Below are 18,823 nucleotides of genomic sequence, written 5' to 3'. Positions count from 1 at the left end.
TTCCTCCGTTGGGTTCGGCTACCGATACACGGAGGCGACTTGCGGGTTCGCACGCTGTTCGTTGGGACAAGCGCGTGATGACGCTGACCAGGAATGGTCGTCCCACTTGAACCGTGCAAGCCGTGCCATCGGCCCGACTCCACCGCTCACTTCGCGTTTTAAGAACGTCTCTGAAGCCGTGAGGTCCGCGTGCCCCTCGAAACCGCACGAGCACGTCAACGTATCCTCGTAGCGCACAGTCGCCTCTCGCTCCCCACAGTCGGGGCACTCTTGGGAGGTCCACGCTTCCGCCCGGGCTTCGAGCGAGATGCTGTATTCCTCTCAGACGCACGCGAAACGGTTAATAGACGCTCGAAACGCCCAAAAGTTGTGCGTCTTCGCGTTCACTCTGACCGACTAGTGCGTTTCCAGCACGCCGGTCAAATCGCCCACATACACCGTCGCCACGCCCTCCTCGTACAACCGTTCTACGAGGTCGCGGGCAACGGCGTTTATCGCGTGGTCGCGTCGGTGCGTCCGTTTCCGGTAGAGCCGCCGGAGACGGTTGCTACTGTAGCGTCCTTCGGGCAACTTCGACTGTAGGCGGGCGATTTCTTCGGTGGTTTCGCGGAACCGCTCAAAGAGGGAGCGTCCTTCGTAGAGGTACTGTTGACCGGTCGAAACCGAACACGCTACGATGTTGTTTGCGCCTACGTCCAGAGCGGCGGTTTCGTCCGCCAGTGGTGAACCCTGCCGAAAATCAGGGGTGATGACAGGTTGGAAGCTTTCAGCCAGTTGACGAGCAACGATAGTTCGTTGCGCGGCGGGCTTCCCACGAACAGGTGAACGTGGTCGGGCATGGTTTCAACCTCGACGAGTTCGAGGTCTTTGTCGTCGCATATCTCCGCGAAGATGGTTTTGAGGCGTTCTCTCGTTGCACCCGTAAGACGCGGCTCCCGATACTGAGCGGAGCCTTGCTCCGCGATGTCCGCAGAACCTTCGGCTCTGAGAGATTTCGGGATAAATACTATGTGGCAGTAGAGCGTCTTGCCATGCCTCTAAAGGGCGAGGCTTTGCGCCTGTTTTACGTAACGTATCCCCTCGAGGAAGTGACTGACGAAGAACCCGACAAACGACAATCCGACGGCTAACGAATCGGAAACAACGAAAATCCGCGGAGCTCGGTCGCGAGCTCGGGAGTTATTCGACGAGGACGTCGTCGTACTCGCCGTCGTCGACTTTCGCCTTGAACTCGCGGGCATCGTCGCCTTCGATGGTGACGCCCATCGAGGCGCAGGTGCCGACGACTTCTTTGGCGGCGTTTTTCGTATCGTAGGCGAGCAGATCCGGATGTTTCTGCTCTGCGATCGTCTTGACCTGATCGACGGAGATATCCGCGACGAAATCTACCTGCGGTTCGCCGCTTCCGGTCTCGAAGCCGGCCTCGTCTTTGACGAGCGCGGCCGTCGGTGGCACACCGACGTCGATCGAGTAGGAGCCGTCCTCCTCGTACTCGACGGTCACGGGTACTTCGGTGCCGTCGAACGCTTCAGTCTGTTCGTTGATGTCGTTGACGACCGCCTGTACGTCGACGGGCGTCGGTCCGAGCTCGGGACCGAGCGGTGGGCCAGGGTTCGCCTGGCCACCCGGAACGAGCACTTCGATGGTTCCAGCCATACCCCAATCAATCCTCGCTCGAGTTTTAAGGGTTGCTTTTTCGGGTAGTCCGATCCTGTGACTGTCTGACAGGGCTCGAACGGAACGGACTGGCAGATATCGAACGGAACGGATCCGCTCCGCGCTGGCGGCCCCGGTCGGCGGCTAGTCGACGTTCTCCGCTCGCCACGTCGCGAACGATTCGAGAACGTGGTCCTCATCGAATCGCTCGATGCAGGGCACCTCGTGGGGATGGATTTCCTGAACGCGGGCGAGAAGGTCGTCGTACGCATCCTCGGTCGTCTTCGCGAGCAAGATCACCTCTTCGTCCCGGTGCACCTCACCCTCCCAGCGGTAGACCGATTCCGAGGACAACTGGTTCACGCAGGCGACGAGACGCTCCTCGAGCAACGTTTCCGAAATCGCTTTGGCTGACTTCGGCGGCGAAGTGAGATAGACTGTCGGCACGGGACCGACTACGCTCGAGTCGGAGAAAAGTGTTCACGCTTCGAGTTCGGCTGTGGCTACGTCACCGGTCGACGCCAGGCAATCGGATCAGTTTCCGCCAAACGGATTGAACGCACCGTTGATGTCCCATTCGTGGAGACAATGAGGATTTCCGATCTGTTTTTTGCCGTCTTCGGTTGCAAGTTGCCAGGCCTCGAGGTTCTCGTCCCACTGTTCGCCGCGACCACACCGCTCGCAGACGCGGGCGGTCGGGGTTCGAAGTTCGACGCTCATTAGCGGCTATGAGAACTCAACGCATATAATCGTGACTGTGTTCGGCAAACACTGCTTCAATCGTCGAACGATCGTGATAAATACAGTACCGACTTGAACAGGTGACAACCGGGTCAGTAGACAGCGTCGACGATTTCCTCGCGAAGTTCGTCGAACTCCTCGAGGTACGCACGACGGTCGGCCCGAAGATTCGAGAGCGCCTCGTCGTACTCGTCGACGTGATCCGGAACGTAGTACTCCTCGATGTCGAGGCCCGGAACGGATTCGGGAATCGTCAGTCCCGTCCGTTCGTCGTCGGCCCAGTCGATTGTGCCGCGAGCGACTTCGGTGAGGACGGTCACGGACTCGGTGACGCCGATATCCTTCGATTCGTTGCCGAGATAGCCCGTGTTGATCACGTAGCAGTCGACGTCGAGCGTCTCGATAAGGTCCTGAAAGATGTTCCCCTCCTCGCCCTCCGGACCGATGATGAACGGGTTCGTTCCGACGACGCGGATCGACTCGCCCGCTCGAGACGGATCGCCGGCGCTCGTTTCGATCGACTCGCCGAGCATGAACGCGACGGCGGCCTGATCGGTGTCGAGTTTCGCAACCGGCGGCATCAGCGGATTTCGCGTGATGAAAAAGACTTGATCCATCCGATCTAGGTCGATTTCCTCGTCCGCACTCTCGAGTTCCTCGCGCTGGACGACCGCCCGGGAGTTGGACGTATAGCGGGGTTCGTCGAAGTCGACCGTTCCGTCGTCGTCGACGGCGACGTTCTCGAGGACGGCTGATTCGTCGGTTGCGGCCTCGTAGAGACCGGGCTGTTCGTCGGGATCGAGGCCGATCGTTTTGATGAACAGTCCTTCGCCTTCGCTTCCGGCGACGGACCCGTCGGGCAAGAGTGCACAGACGTCATCCTGTAGCATCACCGCCCCCTCGGGATCCTCGAGCCAACAGCCGTGGGAGGTTAGGGTCGACTTACCCGTCGCGGAGAGACCCATGAAGACCTGTCCGACGATTCGGAGGTCGTCGTCTTCGTCGCGAACGCGGACGCGCTTGCTCCCGGCGTGGAGGCCGAGTCCGTCGCGCTCTTTGGCCCGTCGCATGAACAGTCGGAGGAACGATTTCTTGGCCTCGCCGAGATAATCGGTGCCGAGGACGGCGGTGAACCCGTCGTCGGGCAAGACGCGGATCGTCCGCTCGTCGTAATCGGGAAGCTGAATGGTCGAGAAATCGGGATCGCGGCCGTCGGCCGGCTCGAACAGCTTGGCCCACGCGAGCGCGATTCGAGCGTGCTCGACCGGCACGAATAGTCGACAACAAAACGTTGCGTCGGGATGACGACCGAGGAGGCGGTCGATACAGAGCATGTCCCGCTCGTCCGCGATTTCGACGGCGTCGGCGAGCAGGTCGTAATCGTCGTCTGAAAACTCGCTATCGATCGCGTTTTTCGTCCGGTCGGAGCTTCGGGAACGGAACTCGCTGACGTACGACGGCGACCCGTATTCGGTCGTCGTCTCGTTGGGGCTCGCGAGTTCTCGCAGTGCCTCAAGTGACGGGTTGTATCGGACGTTCGACGCCGTGGATGGATCGGGAAGCTGTCTGACCAGCGGACGGGACTCCGTCCCGGTTTCGGACATATACGTAACCAGCCAACATCCTGATGCATAAACCCGGAGGTTTCTGAATTGAGTGTGTCACAACCTACCCTAATTGTAGCTGTCATATGGGAGTTATTACCGATTTAGGGGCTCAACTAGTGGAATCCTGTTTTGGGAATATATAGTCATAGTACTGGTAGTTATGAGTATTTACTCGAGACAGAAATAAGATCTTTTAGCACACGTAATCGAGTCGTTCACGCCGAAGCGGTGAGGAATACTCTTCGTTCGGAGGAGGGTCAGAGCCGTCGATTTTCTCACGGGTCAGACGAAAGAGCCCAGGCTGCTGATCGGCTCACCCAAACCGAGGTTGGAAGCAATAAAATAATCGTTACAGATACTGATTTCAGGGTGGATCATATTAGTACAGCCAATGGCTCACCTCGAGCAAATACTCGTCTATCCCGTCAAATCACTGGATTGTACGCCGGTAGAAGCGGCAACGATTCGGGAACACGGAGGTCTGGAATGGGACCGCCGTTACGCGATCGTCGACGAGGACGGGAACTACGTCAACGGCAAGCGGGAGCGACAAATTCACGGATTACGTGCGGAGTACGACCTCGAACGCGAGACGATCACGATCTGGGAACACGCCACCGGCGACAGTTTCTCGTTTCACCTCGAGGTTGATCGCGACAATTTCGGCTCGTGGCTGACGTGTTATTTCGGCTACGACGTCGAGGTCGTCCGCGCCGACGAAGGCGGATTTCCCGACGATACCGACGCATCGGGACCGACCGTCATCAGTACCGGAACCCTCGAAGCCGTCGCATCGTGGTTCGAGGGAATCGATACTACAGAGATGCGTCGGCGGCTCCGGCCGAACCTCGAGATCAGCGGCGTCGAACCGTTCTGGGAGGATCGACTCTACGATCAGCCGGGAACGGTCGTTCCGTTCGAGATCGGCTCGAGTACGATCAACGGCGTCAACCCGTGCCAACGATGCGTCGTTCCGACACGAGATCCGGATACGGGAGCGCAAACGGACAGCTTTCAGAATCGATTCGTCGAACGGCGCGAAGCGACGCTTCCGGAGTGGGCGAATCCGGCGTGGTTCGATCACTACTTCCGGCTAATGGTTAACACGCGGGTCCCCGAAACCGTCTGGGGGAATCGCCTCGTAACCGGCGAGTCGATTACGGCCGGCGAACCGAAACCGGATTCAGCTCCTACGACATCTTGAGGGCTGTTGGAGACGCGTTGGCGTTATACCGTCTCATCGCTGACGGGATACTCGAGCCATCTTTTCGTCGCCGATCAATACGTTTGGATCCGATCCACGTTCCGCATGTCACCACCACACCGGGGACACTCACTGAGAAGTGCGTCGTCAACCGTCTCTCGTCGCCCGCACCTGAAACACTCGTACTCGAGTTGGACGGGCCGGGACATATGTCGTTGTAACAATTGACCCATGTTAACTCTTTTCACACACAGGATTGCTTGAGTCGCGATCGATCCGAATTCCAACCAGTCTTACCGCGGGCCGGATGGAAGTACTGCACAATCGTCCACTATATTACGCCATATTATCGGAAGTTATTGTTCAATCGCCCACCGAAGTACACCCACACAACGCTTTTGGGTAAACTTACTCGCCCGTACAGTATGGTCTATACAGATCCGTACACGCCGAACGAGAACAAGCGAACGTACGAGTGTCGAGCCTGCGGACATCGAGAAACGACGTCGACTTCGATCGGGTTCTGTCCGAAGTGCCACGGTGCGGTGTTGAACATCGGCGTCACTCGAGAGTGAGAACCGTCGGTCGATCGTCCACGAATCGAGGGCTCGCGAACAGGACCGATCAGTCGAAATCGGGAAGATCCTCGGGCGGTTCGTACTGGGCTTCCCAGTCGATGTATTCCTCTTTTAGCAAGACGGAAACGATCTGTCCGAACTCCGTGAGCTCCGCGTTGATAGACGAGACGGTTCCCCACGAATCGAGCTCGGGGTGATACTCGCGCGCCTGCCAGTCCTCGGCGATACCCGGCGCGTGATAGCCGACTCGATCGGCAAAATCGTCCCAGAAGAAATCGAACTCGACGAAGAGGTCGAGATCACGAGCGATCCCGAACTCCCGTTCATCGAGATCCGTGTCTTCGAGCCACTCGTCGAAGGCTTCCTCCCACGCTCCCTCCTTGAGGAACCCCTGTAGTTCCTCGCGACGGTAGTCGATATCTGTATTCTCATCTCCACCGCTGATCGTCGCGTCGTCGTACTCGTTCGGATCGACGAACGACAACTCGGGCGGATCCGGCGGCTCGACCTCAAGTCCCATAACCGATCCTTCGCGTCGTCTCCGGATAAGAATTCCCACCTCGAACCCGCCGAGTACTGCTTGGTCGCTCGAGACAAGGGCACGCGCGCAACCGGAACCCGAAAATTCAACCGGTGGACGCCCCTTTACCGGGATAATGACTGCCTTCGAGGCTGCGATCCTCGACGTCGACGGAACGATCGTTCGCGGCGAGGAGTTGATTCCCGGTGCGATCGACGGCCTCCGCGCCCTCGAAAACGCGGGGATCGACAGATTGCTTTTTTCGAACAATCCGACCCGAGGAGCGGCCCACTACGGAGCGAAACTCGAGCCACACGGGCTCGATATCGCATCGGAATCGGTTCTGACGTCCGCACTCGTTTCGGCCGAATATCTGCAGGCGAATCACGCCGGCGAATCCATCTTCCTGGTCGGCGACGACCGATTACGAGCCATTCTCGAGAATCACGATCTCACTGTAACCGACGATCCCGACGAGAGCGACGTCGTCCTCGGCTCGTTCGATCGGGAGTTCTCCTATGGAACGATCTGGGAGTCGTTACGCGCACTCGAGGGCGACACCCAGTTTTACGGCACCGATCCTGACGTGACCATCCCGACGGATGAGGGGGAAATCCCCGGTTCGGGGACGATTCTCGCCGCGATGGAGGCCGTCGCCGGCCGCGAACCTGATTCGATTTTGGGAAAACCGTCGAAAATGGCGGCCGAGACCGCAATTTCCCGGCTCGAGACGCCGCCGGAACGAACGCTCGTGGTCGGCGACCGGCTCAACACCGATATCGAACTCGGAAACCGGGCCGGAATGACGACAGCCGCCGTCCTCACCGGCGTTACCGAACGCGGTGACCTCGAGGACGCAGCGGTCGAACCGGATTACGTTCTCGAGTCGCTCGGCGAGGTTGGGGAGCTATTGGAGTAGCGCAACTCGTCTCTTTTCTCCGAAACGAACACGGAACGGTCCTCGGACAGCTGTCAACCAGACCGCGTGTCGGTGACCTGTCGATCGGTATGTCGCTAGCCTGCCGATCGGTGTGTCACTGCCGACTATCGGCGTACTGGTGGCGACAATAGGTGCGCCGGCGGCGAGAGTCTATTTACCGGCGGCCGCGATCGAAACCGGTAGCCGACTGGATAGCTGGAGTCAGCGATGGATCCGACTGGTCGAGACCGGTAACGGAGTCGACTAGTTGCCGTTTTCGCCCGCGAGCGCCTCCTCCCGGAGGCGTTCGCCCTCTGTCGTGTCGACGGTCAGTTCGGGGACGGTCGTCGGCGCTTCATCTTCGTCGATAGCCACGTACACAAAGTATGATTCGGTCGTTTTCTCTCGTTCGTGCGTCCGGAGATCCTCGCGTTCGGTAACGATCCGTACCTTCACGCTCGAGGACCCGACGTCGTAGACGTACGCGGTGATAAACGCCGTATCCCCCACCGGGATCGGTCGTTCGAAGTCCATTCGATCGACGCGCGCGGTCACGCAGGTTTCGCCGGCGAACCGCATCGCGGCCATTGCCCCAACCTCGTCCATCCACTTCATCACGTTCCCACCGTGAGTGACGTCGAGCATGTTCGCGTGGTGGGGCTGGACCATCTCGCGGTTTTCCACCACGGTCTCGAGGAGATCAGTCATCGGTCGGTGTTTCCCGGGGGTTGCAATCAATCTCTCGACACGGCACGACGGACGTTGCTGATTCACACGCTTCGATACTGGTAAAAGTCGGGCCCGAGTTGGTCCGGTAATGAGCGATGCAGGTGATGTCGACGTTCCCGAACCTTCTGATCCGCCCGGACGTGAGCGTGGATCCGTCCAGGTCCTCGGGACGGCTCACGTTTCACAGGCAAGCGTCGACGAGGTCGAGGAGACGATCGAACAGGAGTCTCCCGATATGGTCGCCGTCGAACTCGACGAAGGGCGCTACCGCCAGATGCAGGGCGGGACGCCCGACGACATCGAGGCAGAGGATCTCCTTTCAGGTAATACCGTCTTTCAGTTTCTCGCGTACTGGATGCTTTCGTATGTTCAGTCCCGCCTCGGTGATCAGTTCGATATCGAACCGGGAGCGGATATGCGCGCCGCGATCGACGCGGCCGAGGAGAACGGAAGCGGGGTCGCACTGGTTGACCGAGACATTCAGATAACGATCCAGCGGTTCTGGGCCCGCCTCTCGTTTGCGGAGAAGCTCAAAATGGTCGGCGGACTGGCACTCGGGGTGACAGACCCTCGAACGCTCGGCCTCACCTTCGGTGCCGTCGCCGGTGCGTTCCTCGGATTCATATTCGCGGCGTTTATCGCCCCGTTGTTCGGTCTCGGAGACCTCCTTATGCTCGGTGTCGCCGAACAGTCGACCTTACAATACGTCGGTGCCGTCGGCGGCGGGACGCTCGTCGGCGGATTAGTGGGCCTGCTCTTTCTTCCGTCTCTGGATAATGCGGGTACCAATACGGGCGGGATTATTAACGGATTCTCGATTCGCGTCATCGCCGGTATCTGCCTGGGACTCGTCACCGCCGTTGCACTCGTCGCGACCGAGACGTTCGTCGGCCCAATCTCCGCATCTACGTTCGAAAACGTCGGCACGTACGCCATTCGGGGAACAATCGGTATCCTCGCCGGACTCGGAATCGGTGTTCTCATCGGCGGCGTCGTCGGTATCGTACTCGGCATGCTGACGGCCGACGTCGAAGATGTAGACGAAATAGATATCGAGGAGATGACCGACGGTGATGTCGTCGCCGCGATGATGGAAGAGTTCCGGCGCTTTAGCCCCGGCGGTGCCGAAGCGTTGATCGACGAACGCGACGCCTACATCGCGCACAATCTCCACGCGCTCTCGAATCAGGGTTACGACGTCCTCGCCGTCGTCGGTGCAGGACACAAAGCGGGTATCGACCAGTACCTCGAGAACCCGGACTCACTGCCGCCCCTCGAGTCGATTACGGGAACGGATTCCGGACGCCGGTTTTCGGTCGTCAAGCTCTTTGGTTATCTCGTAATGACGGTCTTCATCGGCTTTTTCTTCCTGTTGATCATGGCCGGTGTTCAGGATACCTTCCTGCTCCAGCTCTTTGCCGCCTGGTTCCTCTTCAACGGCATTTTCGCCTTTACGCTCGCTCGACTCGCCGGGGCGCGCTGGACCAGCGCCGGCGTCGGCGGTTCGGTCGCCTGGCTTACCAGCATCAATCCACTACTCGCACCGGGCTGGTTCGCCGGCTACGTCGAACTCAAACACCGACCGGTCAACGTTCGCGACATCCAGGTGCTCAACGAGATCGTCGGCGACACGGAGCGGCCGCTCGGCGAAGCCGTCGAAGAGATGTTCGATGTGCCGCTGTTCCGGCTCATCATGATCGTCGCGTTGACGAATATCGGGAGCCTGATTGCAACTCTGCTGTTCCCGCTGGTCGTTCTGCCGTGGCTAGCTGGCCCCGAAATCGGCGGCGTCGACGCGCTGTTCGACGAACTGCTCCGCGGTGCCCGAAACACGCTCGAGCTACTGTGGGGGATCTTCTCATGATCTTCGTCGGAGGGAACGAACGGTGAGCTATCAAACGAAGCCGGAGTTGAGCTTCAGCGACAAGGAGTTGATCGACCTCGCGATCGCGTGGATCGTCTTGAGCGTCGCATTCGCGCTGATCTTGAGCCCGATTCCTCAGGGTACCGACACGACCGGAACGTTCGTCATGATGATCGCGTTGAGTTTCGTAACCGTCGGTGTCGGGTTCATCTGTCACGAACTCGCACACAAGGTCGTCGCGATTCGGTACGGTCAGGTCGCCGAGTTTCGGGCGGACTACCAGATGCTCTTTCTGGCGATCATGAGCGCGCTGATCGGCTTTCTCTTCGCCGCACCGGGAGCGGTCTATCACGCCGGACGGATCACCGAACGCGAGAACGCGATGATCGCGGTCGTCGGACCGCTGACCAACCACGGTCTGGCGCTCCTGTTCTTCCCGTTGTTGTTCGTCCCGGGACTCTCCATCGTCGGTCACATGGGCGTCCTGATTAACCTCTTTCTGGCCGCGTTCAACATGATCCCGTTCGGACCCCTCGACGGCAAGTCCGTCTGGAACTGGAGCAAGCCCGTTTTCGCCGCCGTGTTCCTCTCGAGCGCGGCCCTGCTGGCCGGTTTTATCATGGTATTCGGCCTCGGATTTTGGTAAGCGACTCCGTTTCGGGTACTCCCCCGTGGGTTCACGCGGTTTGGCTGGCTAGCTTTTTGGCCCAACTCGACTCCGACAGCGCGGACCGGTGGGCTTTTAGACAATCCGGGAGGTCGTTCAGATATGACCGACCAGACGGACGAAACCGACTCCAACCCGGAGGACGAGAAATCCGAGGGGCTCACCTACGCCGAAACGGGCGTCGATATAGAGGCCAGCGAAGACGCCACGGCGGCGTTGCTCGAGGCCTTCGGGAGCGACCTGACCACGGAGTACGCCGGGTTGCTCGACATCGGCGATCGCTATCTCGCGCTGGCGACCGACGGCGTCGGAACGAAGTTGCTCGTCGCCGAGGCCATCGAAGACTTCTCGACGATCGGAATCGACTGTATCGCGATGAACGTCAACGACCTCGTCGCGGCGGGCGTCGGGCCAACGGCGTTCGTCGACTACCTCGCGATCGACGAACCGGACGACGAAATTACGAACGAAATCGGCGAGGGACTCGCGGTCGGCCTCGAGCAGGCCGATCTCACCCTTCTAGGTGGCGAAACCGCCGTGATGCCCGAGGTCGTCTCCGGATTCGATCTAGCGGGCACCTGCGTCGGCCTCGCGGACAAAGACGCGATCTTCGAAGGCGAGGCGGCCGTCGGCGACGTGCTCGTCGGGTTTCCCTCGAACGGGATCCACTCGAACGGGCTCACCCTCGCACGCGAGGCCGTAACCCGCGAGCACGAGTACACCGACACGTTCCCGCTCGATCCCGAGGTCACCATCGGCGAGGAACTCCTGCGACCGACGCGGATCTACACGGACTTACTCGAGCCGATGGTCGAAAACGGCGTGCGAGCGGCGGCTCACATAACGGGCGGGGGCTGGACCAACCTGCTCCGAATGGGCGAGAATCGCTACGTCATCGACGAACCGCTTCCTGCACAGCCGATTTTCGAATTCGTCCAGGCGGAAGGAAACGTCACTGCTGAAGAGATGCACCGGACGTTCAACATGGGGACCGGATTCGTCGTCGCCGTCCCGTCCGAGCAAGCGGATTCGCTGGTTGCGGAGACCGATGGACAGATCATCGGACGCGTCGAAGACGGCGACAGCGTCGAAATTCGCGGGCTGTCGCTCTCCTGAGTCGCGTCGCCCCTTCCTGTCGTTTCGCTCTCACATCTGTCCGTCGCTCGCCTATCGATCTGTTTCGCTTTCCGCGTGCGAACCTGTCTCCGGAACGTCATCGACCACGGTCCGAATCGCGTCGTACTCCTCGTCACTGTAGGCGACAAACCGGACGTCCTCGAGGGTCTCTGGATCGTACTCGGCCAGTTCTTCCGCGATGATCCTCGCGCCGTCCTCGAGATCGAATCCCGCGACGCCACATCCCAGAGCCGGGATCACGAGCGACTGACACGCGAGGTCGTCGGCCGTCTCGAGGGCGTTTCGCGTGGCGTCTCCGATGCTCTGTTCGGTCGCCTGTCCGTCGTCACCAGAACCAGAGGTTCTGGTTGGCTCACGAGACTCCGCTGAAGTCTCGTGAACGCCGTAGTGGGGCATCGCGGCCGCGTGGATCACGTAGTCGGCGTCGAGATCGTACGCGTCGGTCACGGCGACTTCGCCGAGATCGACCGGACCGTTTTCTGTCGCTTCCTGGTTGAGCCCCTCGCCGCCCGCCTGACGCAACGCGCCCGCCACGCCGGATCCCATCTCGAGGCTCGTCCCCGCGGCGTTGACCAGCGCGTCCGCGGACTGTGTGGCGATGTCTCCCTGAACGATATCGTACTCCATACGTGCGCAAACGGAAGCCAGTCGTTTGAAAGTGAACCACGCGAATCCATCTTCGTTTCAGAGAACTGGTCTTAGGCCGACCAAAACCTTTTTAGATTTAGGCCCACCTAACTCCACGTAATGGACGCCCCCGTCCCGGAACAGGATACTGATCTCGAGGAACCACGAGACGAGTCGACGACGATCATCTCGGCGCACGAACCGCGACCCGGAAAGTTGGTCGTGACCGAGCGAAACAACACCGACGGCTGGATTGCCTGCGATGCGGCCGTCGATCTCGATCCCTGAGTCTCGGACATCGTTCGTTGTGTGTCCGGTCGCATCAACAGCGAGTGCGATGATTTGATGGTTTCTCGAGGTCCTTTGGGGTGTCTCGAGTCTCTTTTGCCTCCGCGTTCTGTGAATGCGTCTGTTCGATTCTCGAGGGTCTGGTGTGGTCGGCAAGCACAGATCAAATACACACCGTGCGGGTATCACACGAAGCTGATTAGTAGCTCTTCCACGAAGTATTTAGTCAAGTAATTTATACTAAGAACATGGAACGTCGTCATCTTCTTGTATCAGCAATTGTGGGGAGTGCTTTCTCGCTTTCAGGATGTGTGGGCCAGCAGTTGCCGGAAACCCCCGACAAAGGGACTCTCTGGATACAAAATCAAACTAACACTAAGCAAGTTATTGGAGTCGAAATTACAGATGAACGTAGTGCTGTCGTTCTATCCGAAGAGTACGAACTCTCTCCCGAGGAATCCGACAATTCACACACCCGAGAAACGAGAGTAGTGAGCCTGAACGAGACATATCCCGTGGAGGCCACTACAGCCGACCACGACGCTAACTACAAATGGGAGGTCACGGAAGGAACTGGAATCCTCTACGTCGTCATCGAAGACGAAGAACTCTCATTTGTCCCAGAGCCGTTTGAGGGATGACTGCGTTCAGTTCGCACATAGACAACCTCTTCGAGACGACATTATTCCTCGCCGAAAACAGTAGTTATATGACAATACAAGATGTGATGTCAAATGGAAGCCACACACTCCGCGGCAAGGGGGCGTTCGTATTGAAATGCCCCGGGTGGTGCAACACCCGAGACGTGGCTTCCAAACCCGAGTGGGTTTGTCAACCATGTTCGGATTGCTTCTCCGCGGGCTTAAACATCCCGTCCGACAGACGAATCGAAGTCGAACAATCGCCGCCCTCGCTCACGCGCCTGGAGGTGAATTTGAGCGATGAACCCGCCGACGGACGACCTGGTCGTGGACATCGTCCGAACCCTCGAAAAACAGGGGATTCCTCGAGATTCCTACCAGCTCGCAAGCGAGTTTGACCCCGAGGCGCTCGCCCGACTGATCGACTCCGGCGGACGTTCGGTCGAAGTTCGCCTCGAGGTTTGCGGCGTATCGCTCATCGTGACAAATCTGGGCGTTCGAGCGACCGACGAGGGACTCTCGGCCCGTCCCGAGTGTCCGAACTGTGGACTCCCGATATCCGCCGTCGTTCAACTCGTTCCGGATCGCCACAACGCCTACCCCTGTGGGTGTCGGGTTCGGGGCGATTTGCTCGAGTAGGACTCGAGGTCTGGACCATTGTTGTGGATGCACGGGCATTGCTGAATACAGTTCAGAGAGTCCTGAGGAGAAACAGCTGTAAATAGGCGGTAGCGTTACCGCTGCGGTCGCGACACGACTCTTGCACCCGCGAGCGACCAGCGGGAGCGAGCGGCCTTTTTCATCGAAGTTTTTGCGCGAGTGGTTCGCCTGCGGCGAACCCGACGCGGAAAAGTTCGCTGGCGAAAATTGTGATGTGACCGTCGGTCTATACAGCCGATCCCGACCCCTTAGTGGGTCGCTTCTTCGAGGACCAGCGTGTCGTCCTCGAGGTAGTGTTCGAAGTGGTGGGCGTCGTCCTCGACCTCGACGAGGATTTCGCGGAGGATCTCCGCCGACGCGTAATCGCCGAGGTTTTCGGCGAGTTCGATACTATCGCGCATCGATTCGATGATATCGCCGTAGATCTCGAGGTCGTTCTGGAACATCGTCCGGACGTCGTAGACGTCCTCGCCTTCGAACTCGACGGTCGCGCGCTGCTCGAGGTTCGTCGGTCCGGATACCGGAACGCCGCCGAGAGCCTGGGCGCGCTCTGCGATGAGGTCCGCTCCTTCTTCGGCGTGTTCGTAGGCTTCCTCGAGGAAGACGTGAAGCTCGAGGAACTCCGCACCCTCGACGACCCAGTGGTGTTTCTTGAGTTGATGATACAGGACGTACGCGTTCGCAAGCTCCGTGTTCAGCGCGTCGACGACCTGTTCGGCCTTTTCACGGTCAAGGCGAAGCTCGTTCTCCTCGACGTGATCTGCCTGCTGTCGGACGGTCTTTTGGGTACTCATCTCGGTTCGTACTACATGATCCTACACCTTAAAGCTTACCCATGAAAGAATATTTTTTTGGTTACCCGAAACATATGTTATTGATTGCCGACTACGAGTTGTTCAATTCTCCTTTCGGTTCGGAACAGCTCCCGTCGGAACTGACTGTAACGGACAGATCACGGTTTTTTCACCCTTGAGTAAATATTTTCAAGGTGGAGGCCATACTAGGCGCTATGGCAACGAGGACAGCACAGCGGACGGAGCGAATCTACGTCGATGGCGAGTGGCTCGAGACCGGAGAAACCCTCTCCGTCTCCGACCTCGCAGACGGCGGAACGTTCGCGAAAGTCGCCGCGGCAGGCCCGACGCAAGCGCGTGCCGCACTGGCAGCGGCACACGAGATCAAGCCCGAAATGCGCCAGACGACCGTCGTCGAGCGTGCAAAGTGGTGTGAAGCCATCGCCGAAGGGCTTCGCAATCGCGAGGAAGAACTCGCCGAAATTATCGTTCGGGAAGCCGGGAAGCCGATTTCCTCGGCGCGCGGCGAAGTCGGTTCGGCCGCGGAGCGATTCGACCGCGCGGCAGAGGAAGCCCGCAATATCGTGAGCAAGGGAGAGTTCCGCGAAGGATCGACCGAAGGCCACGAGGGCTGGCAGGCGATCGTCAAACACGAGCCGATCGGCTCCGTTCTCTGTATCACGCCCTACAACTATCCGCTGGCGACGACCGCACTTCAGGTCGCCCCGGCGCTCGCGGCAGGAAACAGCGTTCTACTCAAACCCGCGAGCAAGACGCCGATTTCGGCGGCGATCCTCGCGAACGTCATCGCGGACGTCGACGGAATTCCAGACGGCGCGTTCAACTTCGTCCCCGGCGAAGCCAGCGACATCGGCGACGTTCTCTCGGGCGACGACCGCATCAACGCGATCGCGATGACCGGTTCCTCGGGAGCCGGCAAACACGTCGCGGGCGAAAGCGGAATGGTCAACCTCCATATGGAACTCGGCGGAAACGCCCCCGCTATCGTCTTCGACGACGCCGAACTCGAGGAGGTCGCCGGTGCCTGCACGTCGGGATCACTCAAGTACGCCGGTCAGCGGTGTTCGGCGATTTCCCGGATTCTCGTCCAGGAAGACGCCCACGACGAGCTAGTCGAACAGATCGACTACAATATGAGCACGTGGCAGGCAGGAGACCTCTTTGACGAGGACACTGCCTTCGGTCCGCTCATCTCGGAAGACCAGGCCGAGTGGGTCGAAGAGCTCGTCGAGGACGCCGTCGAAAAAGGTGCGGACCTCGTTCGAGGCGGCAGTCGACACGCCCCAGACGGCGTCCCGGACGAACTCGGCAGCCAGTTCTTCAAACCGACGCTTCTGGCGAACGTCCCCCACGACGCTCGCCTCATCGAGGAAGAGCAGTTCGGTCCGGTCGCCGTCGTGACGACCTTCGACGACCGTGAAGAGGCGCTCGAGATCGCCAACGGCTCCGACCTCGCACTTGACGCCGCCGTGTTCACGAGCGACTACAACCGCGCGATGGACGTCGCAGAGCGCGTCGACGCCGGCGGGGTTCGGATCAACGGTGCTCCGAGCCACGGCCTTGGAGACGTTCCGTTCGGCGGCAACAAGGACTCGGGAATCGGGCGCGAAGGTCTCGACGCCTCGATTCACGAGATGATGCGCAAGAAGAGCATCGTCCTCTAAGCCGGCCGATCAGTTGTGGCGACTCCGCTGTCGTTGTCACTCTCGAGATGCGTGTCGGGTATTCGAACAGTATTCACCCAACGTGGGTCCTCCGTTGAGTTCCTGAGAAGAGACCGATAGCGACGACGACGGTGACGGCCCTCAACGCATCTGGTTCGCGGTTCCTACTCTCCTCGAAGCTCCTCGACGTGATCGATCCGTTGTTGGACGAGTTCGGGTTTGCCGATATCGTGGCGCATGTGGAGCCCCTCCTCGCCGGCAACAGCGAGGGCGTCTTCGGCGATTTCCTCCGCTTCGGTGATCGAGTCCGCGACGCCCACAAGCGCAAACGATCGGGAAGTCGTCGTGTAGATGCCGTCCTCGCGTTCGTCAACACTCGCGTAGTACAGCAGTGCGTCACCCGCACTTTCTCGCGGCTCATCACCGCTCGAGTTCTTCGTGGCGCCCACCGCGCGCGCCACGCTCTCTTCGTCGACCTGCACTTTCGCTCCGGCCGTCGGGTTCGTGGGGTAGCCCTCGGGAACCGCGTATTTGCAGACAGTCGCCTGCTCGGCGAACTCGAGGTTCGGCGGCTGCTCCCCGTCTCGAGCGGCGACGAGAACGTCGAGGAAGTCGGTCTCGAGGACCGGAAGCGTGTTCATCGCCTCCGGATCGCCGAAGCGGGCGTTGAACTCGATAACCTTCGGACCCTCGGCGGTCAGCATAAACTGGCCGTAGAGGATGCCGCGGTAGTCCTCGAGGGCGTCGACCGTCGCCTCGATGATCTCGACGGCGTCGTCGTAGTCCTGTTCGGTCATGAACGGCAGGTCAACCGTGGCGTCGCTGTAGGATCCCATTCCGCCGGTGTTCGGCCCCTCGTCGCCCTCGTAGGCGCGTTTGTGATCTTGCACCGCCGGAGCGGTCTCGAGGCCGCCGTTAGCGACGAACGCCTGAACCGTAAACTCCTCGCCGATGAGCCGTTCCTCGAGGACGATCCGTTCGTACTCCGACTCCTGGATGTACTCCTTGCCCTCCTCGGGAGTCACCTGGTCGCCGATGACTTTCACACCCTTTCCACCGGTGAGTCCGGCGGGTTTGATCGCGAGGTCGCCGTCGTACTCGTCGATGAACGCGCACGCGGCGTCCATGTCGTCGAACGTTTCGAAGTCGGGACAGCCGGGAACGTCGTTTTCCGCCATAAACCGGCGCTGGAAGGCTTTGTCCGTCTCGATTTTTGCGTCTGCCTGCTTCGGCCCGAAGGCGTAGACACCGACGTCCTCGAGCGCGTCCGAAACGCCGGCGTCGAGCGGCGCTTCGGGGCCGACGACGGCGATGGTGGCGTCGACCGCCTCGGCGTAGTCGGCGACCGTATCGGGATCGGTCGTCTCGAGCGTTTCGAACTCGGATACGAGCCGAGCGATACCCGGGTTCTTGTTTCCCGCGCAGGCCGACAGTTTCACGTCGCTTCCCGCGAGCTCGCGAGCGATCGCGTGTTCGCGACCGCCGCCGCCGATCAACAGCACGTGTTCGCGCATGCTCGATAGCCGGACGCACGAACCTGTAAGCGTTGCTCTTTCTCGAGCCCAGAATATACACGTGCGTGGATAATTTGGAGAGCACGATCCGGCGTATCCCTTTGACCCGGCTTCGCAATCCGGGTGCCAATCACAATCTACAAACAACAATCACAATATACTAACAACATCGTTGCGTACACGCACCCGTGATCTGGAGTCCATGAGCACGTGGAAGCGAGACTTCGCCAGCGGGCTCATCGTTCTCGGCCCGATTATCGCGACGTTGTTCATCTGTTATCTGCTCTATTCGTTCATCGCGAACCTCACGCCGGGCATGGTGATCAACGCGGACCTCCTCGAGCCGTTTCTGCCCGGTATCGGCGAGCCTGCCAGAGCACAGATCGCCAGATTGCTTCGGGTAATCACGTTTCTCACATTTCTCGCCGCCCTGATGATCGCCTTCGGCCCATTTTTGCGGACGAAACTCGGGTCGCTGTTCGAAGACCTGATTGACTACGGCGCGAACCGCGTTCCCGGACTCCGACTGGTCTACAACGCCTCGAAAACGGCGACCGAAACGACCATCGGCGAGAACGAATCGCTACAGACGCCGGTCAAGCTCGAGACCTGGAAGGGGTTTCGGATGACCGCGTTCAAGACGGGACAGATCTCCGAAGACGATCGAGTGCTGCTCTTCTTACCCACCTCGCCGAACATTACCACCGGCTTCGTTCTCGAGGTCGATTCCGAGCGCATCACGACGATCGACGAAAGCGTCGAAGAGGCGCTGACTCGAGTCGTCAGCGCCGGATTCGGCGACGCCGATCGAGCCAAGGCGGATCTCGAGAAGGGGACCGAAATTACGGTTATCGACGAGATGTCGATCGACCGAAAGGACGATTGACTTGCTTTCCCGCGTTCACGCGGGCGTTCGACTCGATTGGACTCTGTAACCGCTTGCGGCTCTGTAACCTCGCTCTTGCGGTTCTATATGTTCGATGATCGGCATT

22 protein-coding genes and 1 pseudogene are annotated in these 18,823 nt (G+C 59.7%); 11 read left to right on the top strand and 12 right to left on the bottom strand.

The window, feature by feature from the left end; translation table 11 throughout:
- Positions 1-18: 18 nt before the first annotated feature.
- From QNM96_RS15385 to QNM96_RS15360, 6 genes and pseudogenes are all read right to left on the bottom strand, one after another.
- A pseudogene (locus QNM96_RS15385) lies at positions 19-777 on the bottom strand (transposase); the annotation flags it as partial.
- Positions 690-1,010 carry an IS200/IS605 family transposase gene (tnpA, locus tag QNM96_RS15380; RefSeq protein ID WP_345782536.1) on the bottom strand — a complete coding sequence of 107 codons (321 nt, stop codon included), beginning with the start codon at positions 1,008-1,010 and terminating at the stop codon, positions 690-692. The gene tnpA and the pseudogene QNM96_RS15385, both read right to left, overlap by 88 nt.
- A 169-nt stretch (positions 1,011-1,179) precedes the next feature.
- Positions 1,180-1,656: a 50S ribosomal protein L11 gene (locus tag QNM96_RS15375; RefSeq protein WP_283837455.1), complete on the bottom strand. Its 477-nt coding sequence runs from the start codon at positions 1,654-1,656 to the stop codon at positions 1,180-1,182.
- A gap of 144 nt (positions 1,657-1,800) precedes the next feature.
- Positions 1,801-2,103, bottom strand: a complete 303-nt coding sequence (cutA, locus tag QNM96_RS15370) for a divalent-cation tolerance protein CutA (RefSeq protein ID WP_283837454.1) — start codon at positions 2,101-2,103, stop codon at positions 1,801-1,803.
- Between the two features lie 87 nt (positions 2,104-2,190).
- Positions 2,191-2,376, bottom strand: coding sequence for an HEWD family protein (locus QNM96_RS15365; protein ID WP_283837452.1), 186 nt, complete (start codon positions 2,374-2,376; stop codon positions 2,191-2,193).
- Between the two features lie 113 nt (positions 2,377-2,489).
- A complete protein-coding gene (locus tag QNM96_RS15360) occupies positions 2,490-4,001 on the bottom strand; it encodes a phosphoenolpyruvate carboxykinase (ATP) (protein WP_283837451.1) in 1,512 nt (503 codons plus the stop codon).
- A gap of 394 nt (positions 4,002-4,395) precedes the next feature.
- Here QNM96_RS15360 and QNM96_RS15355 point away from each other — a divergent pair, with 394 nt between their 5' ends.
- Positions 4,396-5,208: an MOSC N-terminal beta barrel domain-containing protein gene (locus tag QNM96_RS15355; RefSeq protein ID WP_283837449.1), complete on the top strand. Its 813-nt coding sequence runs from the start codon at positions 4,396-4,398 to the stop codon at positions 5,206-5,208.
- A 74-nt stretch (positions 5,209-5,282) separates the two neighbouring features.
- Here the strand turns inward: QNM96_RS15355 and QNM96_RS15350 are convergent, their stop codons facing one another.
- Positions 5,283-5,417 (bottom strand): rubrerythrin-like domain-containing protein, encoded by a 135-nt coding sequence (locus QNM96_RS15350; protein WP_283837447.1) that lies wholly within the window; start codon positions 5,415-5,417, stop codon positions 5,283-5,285.
- Positions 5,418-5,633: 216 nt separating this feature from the next.
- On the opposite strand from QNM96_RS15350, the gene QNM96_RS15345 reads away from it, so the two are divergent.
- On the top strand, positions 5,634-5,783 hold the full coding sequence (locus tag QNM96_RS15345; RefSeq protein ID WP_283837446.1) for a rubrerythrin-like domain-containing protein: 150 nt from the start codon (positions 5,634-5,636) through the stop codon (positions 5,781-5,783).
- Positions 5,784-5,832: 49 nt separating this feature from the next.
- Here the strand turns inward: QNM96_RS15345 and QNM96_RS15340 are convergent, their stop codons facing one another.
- The gene (locus QNM96_RS15340; RefSeq protein ID WP_283837444.1) at positions 5,833-6,306 is read right to left on the bottom strand and encodes a hypothetical protein; all 474 of its coding nucleotides are present in this window, start codon (positions 6,304-6,306) and stop codon (positions 5,833-5,835) included.
- Positions 6,307-6,442: 136 nt separating this feature from the next.
- On the opposite strand from QNM96_RS15340, the gene QNM96_RS15335 reads away from it, so the two are divergent.
- Entirely contained in the window at positions 6,443-7,225 is a 783-nt protein-coding gene (locus tag QNM96_RS15335) for an HAD-IIA family hydrolase (RefSeq protein ID WP_283837443.1), read from the top strand.
- A gap of 264 nt (positions 7,226-7,489) precedes the next feature.
- Here QNM96_RS15335 and QNM96_RS15330 read toward each other — a convergent pair whose 3' ends face one another.
- Positions 7,490-7,933 carry an acyl-CoA thioesterase gene (locus QNM96_RS15330; RefSeq protein WP_283837442.1) on the bottom strand — a complete coding sequence of 148 codons (444 nt, stop codon included), beginning with the start codon at positions 7,931-7,933 and terminating at the stop codon, positions 7,490-7,492.
- Between the two features lie 109 nt (positions 7,934-8,042).
- Between QNM96_RS15330 and QNM96_RS15325 the strand changes: the two genes are divergently transcribed.
- From QNM96_RS15325 to purM, 3 genes are all read left to right on the top strand, one after another.
- A complete protein-coding gene (locus QNM96_RS15325; RefSeq protein ID WP_283837441.1) occupies positions 8,043-9,818 on the top strand; it encodes a TraB/GumN family protein in 1,776 nt (591 codons plus the stop codon).
- 22 nt (positions 9,819-9,840) lie between these two features.
- A complete protein-coding gene (locus tag QNM96_RS15320) occupies positions 9,841-10,464 on the top strand; it encodes a metalloprotease (protein WP_283837440.1) in 624 nt (207 codons plus the stop codon).
- Between the two features lie 123 nt (positions 10,465-10,587).
- Positions 10,588-11,601: a phosphoribosylformylglycinamidine cyclo-ligase gene (gene purM, locus QNM96_RS15315; protein ID WP_283837438.1), complete on the top strand. Its 1,014-nt coding sequence runs from the start codon at positions 10,588-10,590 to the stop codon at positions 11,599-11,601.
- Between the two features lie 51 nt (positions 11,602-11,652).
- Here the strand turns inward: purM and QNM96_RS15310 are convergent, their stop codons facing one another.
- Positions 11,653-12,249 carry a macro domain-containing protein gene (locus QNM96_RS15310; protein WP_283837437.1) on the bottom strand — a complete coding sequence of 199 codons (597 nt, stop codon included), beginning with the start codon at positions 12,247-12,249 and terminating at the stop codon, positions 11,653-11,655.
- 120 nt (positions 12,250-12,369) lie between these two features.
- Between QNM96_RS15310 and QNM96_RS15305 the strand changes: the two genes are divergently transcribed.
- From QNM96_RS15305 to QNM96_RS15295, 3 genes are all read left to right on the top strand, one after another.
- Positions 12,370-12,537 (top strand): hypothetical protein, encoded by a 168-nt coding sequence (locus QNM96_RS15305; RefSeq protein ID WP_283837436.1) that lies wholly within the window; start codon positions 12,370-12,372, stop codon positions 12,535-12,537.
- 248 nt (positions 12,538-12,785) lie between these two features.
- Entirely contained in the window at positions 12,786-13,178 is a 393-nt protein-coding gene (locus QNM96_RS15300) for a hypothetical protein (protein ID WP_283837435.1), read from the top strand.
- Between the two features lie 300 nt (positions 13,179-13,478).
- Positions 13,479-13,817, top strand: coding sequence for a hypothetical protein (locus QNM96_RS15295; RefSeq protein ID WP_283837434.1), 339 nt, complete (start codon positions 13,479-13,481; stop codon positions 13,815-13,817).
- A gap of 269 nt (positions 13,818-14,086) precedes the next feature.
- Here QNM96_RS15295 and dpsA read toward each other — a convergent pair whose 3' ends face one another.
- Positions 14,087-14,632: a DNA starvation/stationary phase protection protein DpsA gene (dpsA, locus tag QNM96_RS15290; RefSeq protein ID WP_283837433.1), complete on the bottom strand. Its 546-nt coding sequence runs from the start codon at positions 14,630-14,632 to the stop codon at positions 14,087-14,089.
- Between the two features lie 215 nt (positions 14,633-14,847).
- Here dpsA and QNM96_RS15285 point away from each other — a divergent pair, with 215 nt between their 5' ends.
- A complete protein-coding gene (locus QNM96_RS15285) occupies positions 14,848-16,317 on the top strand; it encodes an aldehyde dehydrogenase family protein (protein WP_283837432.1) in 1,470 nt (489 codons plus the stop codon).
- A gap of 164 nt (positions 16,318-16,481) precedes the next feature.
- Here QNM96_RS15285 and purD read toward each other — a convergent pair whose 3' ends face one another.
- Complete coding sequence (purD, locus tag QNM96_RS15280; RefSeq protein ID WP_283837431.1) at positions 16,482-17,831, bottom strand: phosphoribosylamine--glycine ligase; 1,350 nt, start codon at positions 17,829-17,831, stop codon at positions 16,482-16,484.
- Between the two features lie 202 nt (positions 17,832-18,033).
- Here purD and QNM96_RS15275 point away from each other — a divergent pair, with 202 nt between their 5' ends.
- Positions 18,034-18,717, top strand: a complete 684-nt coding sequence (locus tag QNM96_RS15275) for a DUF502 domain-containing protein (protein ID WP_283837430.1) — start codon at positions 18,034-18,036, stop codon at positions 18,715-18,717.
- Positions 18,718-18,823 lie beyond the last annotated feature (106 nt).

The organism is Halostagnicola sp. A-GB9-2, assembly GCF_030068615.1.
Classification (GTDB): Archaea; Halobacteriota; Halobacteria; order Halobacteriales; family Natrialbaceae; genus Halostagnicola.
The sequence above is the reverse complement of the archived record's forward strand: the minus strand, read 5'-3'. Positions and strand labels throughout refer to the sequence as shown.

Coding starts and splice junctions, on each gene's coding strand:
- QNM96_RS15375 (WP_283837455.1), bottom strand. CDS start 1,656: ATGGCTGGAACCATCGAAGTGCTCGTTCCGGGTGGCCAGGCGAACCCT.
- QNM96_RS15365 (WP_283837452.1), bottom strand. CDS start 2,376: ATGAGCGTCGAACTTCGAACCCCGACCGCCCGCGTCTGCGAGCGGTGT.
- QNM96_RS15360 (WP_283837451.1), bottom strand. CDS start 4,001: ATGTCCGAAACCGGGACGGAGTCCCGTCCGCTGGTCAGACAGCTTCCC.
- QNM96_RS15355 (WP_283837449.1), top strand. CDS start 4,396: ATGGCTCACCTCGAGCAAATACTCGTCTATCCCGTCAAATCACTGGAT.
- QNM96_RS15350 (WP_283837447.1), bottom strand. CDS start 5,417: ATGTCCCGGCCCGTCCAACTCGAGTACGAGTGTTTCAGGTGCGGGCGA.
- QNM96_RS15345 (WP_283837446.1), top strand. CDS start 5,634: ATGGTCTATACAGATCCGTACACGCCGAACGAGAACAAGCGAACGTAC.
- QNM96_RS15340 (WP_283837444.1), bottom strand. CDS start 6,306: ATGGGACTTGAGGTCGAGCCGCCGGATCCGCCCGAGTTGTCGTTCGTC.
- QNM96_RS15335 (WP_283837443.1), top strand. CDS start 6,443: ATGACTGCCTTCGAGGCTGCGATCCTCGACGTCGACGGAACGATCGTT.
- QNM96_RS15330 (WP_283837442.1), bottom strand. CDS start 7,933: ATGACTGATCTCCTCGAGACCGTGGTGGAAAACCGCGAGATGGTCCAG.
- QNM96_RS15325 (WP_283837441.1), top strand. CDS start 8,043: ATGAGCGATGCAGGTGATGTCGACGTTCCCGAACCTTCTGATCCGCCC.
- purM (WP_283837438.1), top strand. CDS start 10,588: ATGACCGACCAGACGGACGAAACCGACTCCAACCCGGAGGACGAGAAA.
- QNM96_RS15310 (WP_283837437.1), bottom strand. CDS start 12,249: ATGGAGTACGATATCGTTCAGGGAGACATCGCCACACAGTCCGCGGAC.
- QNM96_RS15305 (WP_283837436.1), top strand. CDS start 12,370: ATGGACGCCCCCGTCCCGGAACAGGATACTGATCTCGAGGAACCACGA.
- QNM96_RS15300 (WP_283837435.1), top strand. CDS start 12,786: ATGGAACGTCGTCATCTTCTTGTATCAGCAATTGTGGGGAGTGCTTTC.
- QNM96_RS15295 (WP_283837434.1), top strand. CDS start 13,479: ATGAACCCGCCGACGGACGACCTGGTCGTGGACATCGTCCGAACCCTC.
- dpsA (WP_283837433.1), bottom strand. CDS start 14,632: ATGAGTACCCAAAAGACCGTCCGACAGCAGGCAGATCACGTCGAGGAG.
- QNM96_RS15285 (WP_283837432.1), top strand. CDS start 14,848: ATGGCAACGAGGACAGCACAGCGGACGGAGCGAATCTACGTCGATGGC.
- purD (WP_283837431.1), bottom strand. CDS start 17,831: ATGCGCGAACACGTGCTGTTGATCGGCGGCGGCGGTCGCGAACACGCG.
- QNM96_RS15275 (WP_283837430.1), top strand. CDS start 18,034: ATGAGCACGTGGAAGCGAGACTTCGCCAGCGGGCTCATCGTTCTCGGC.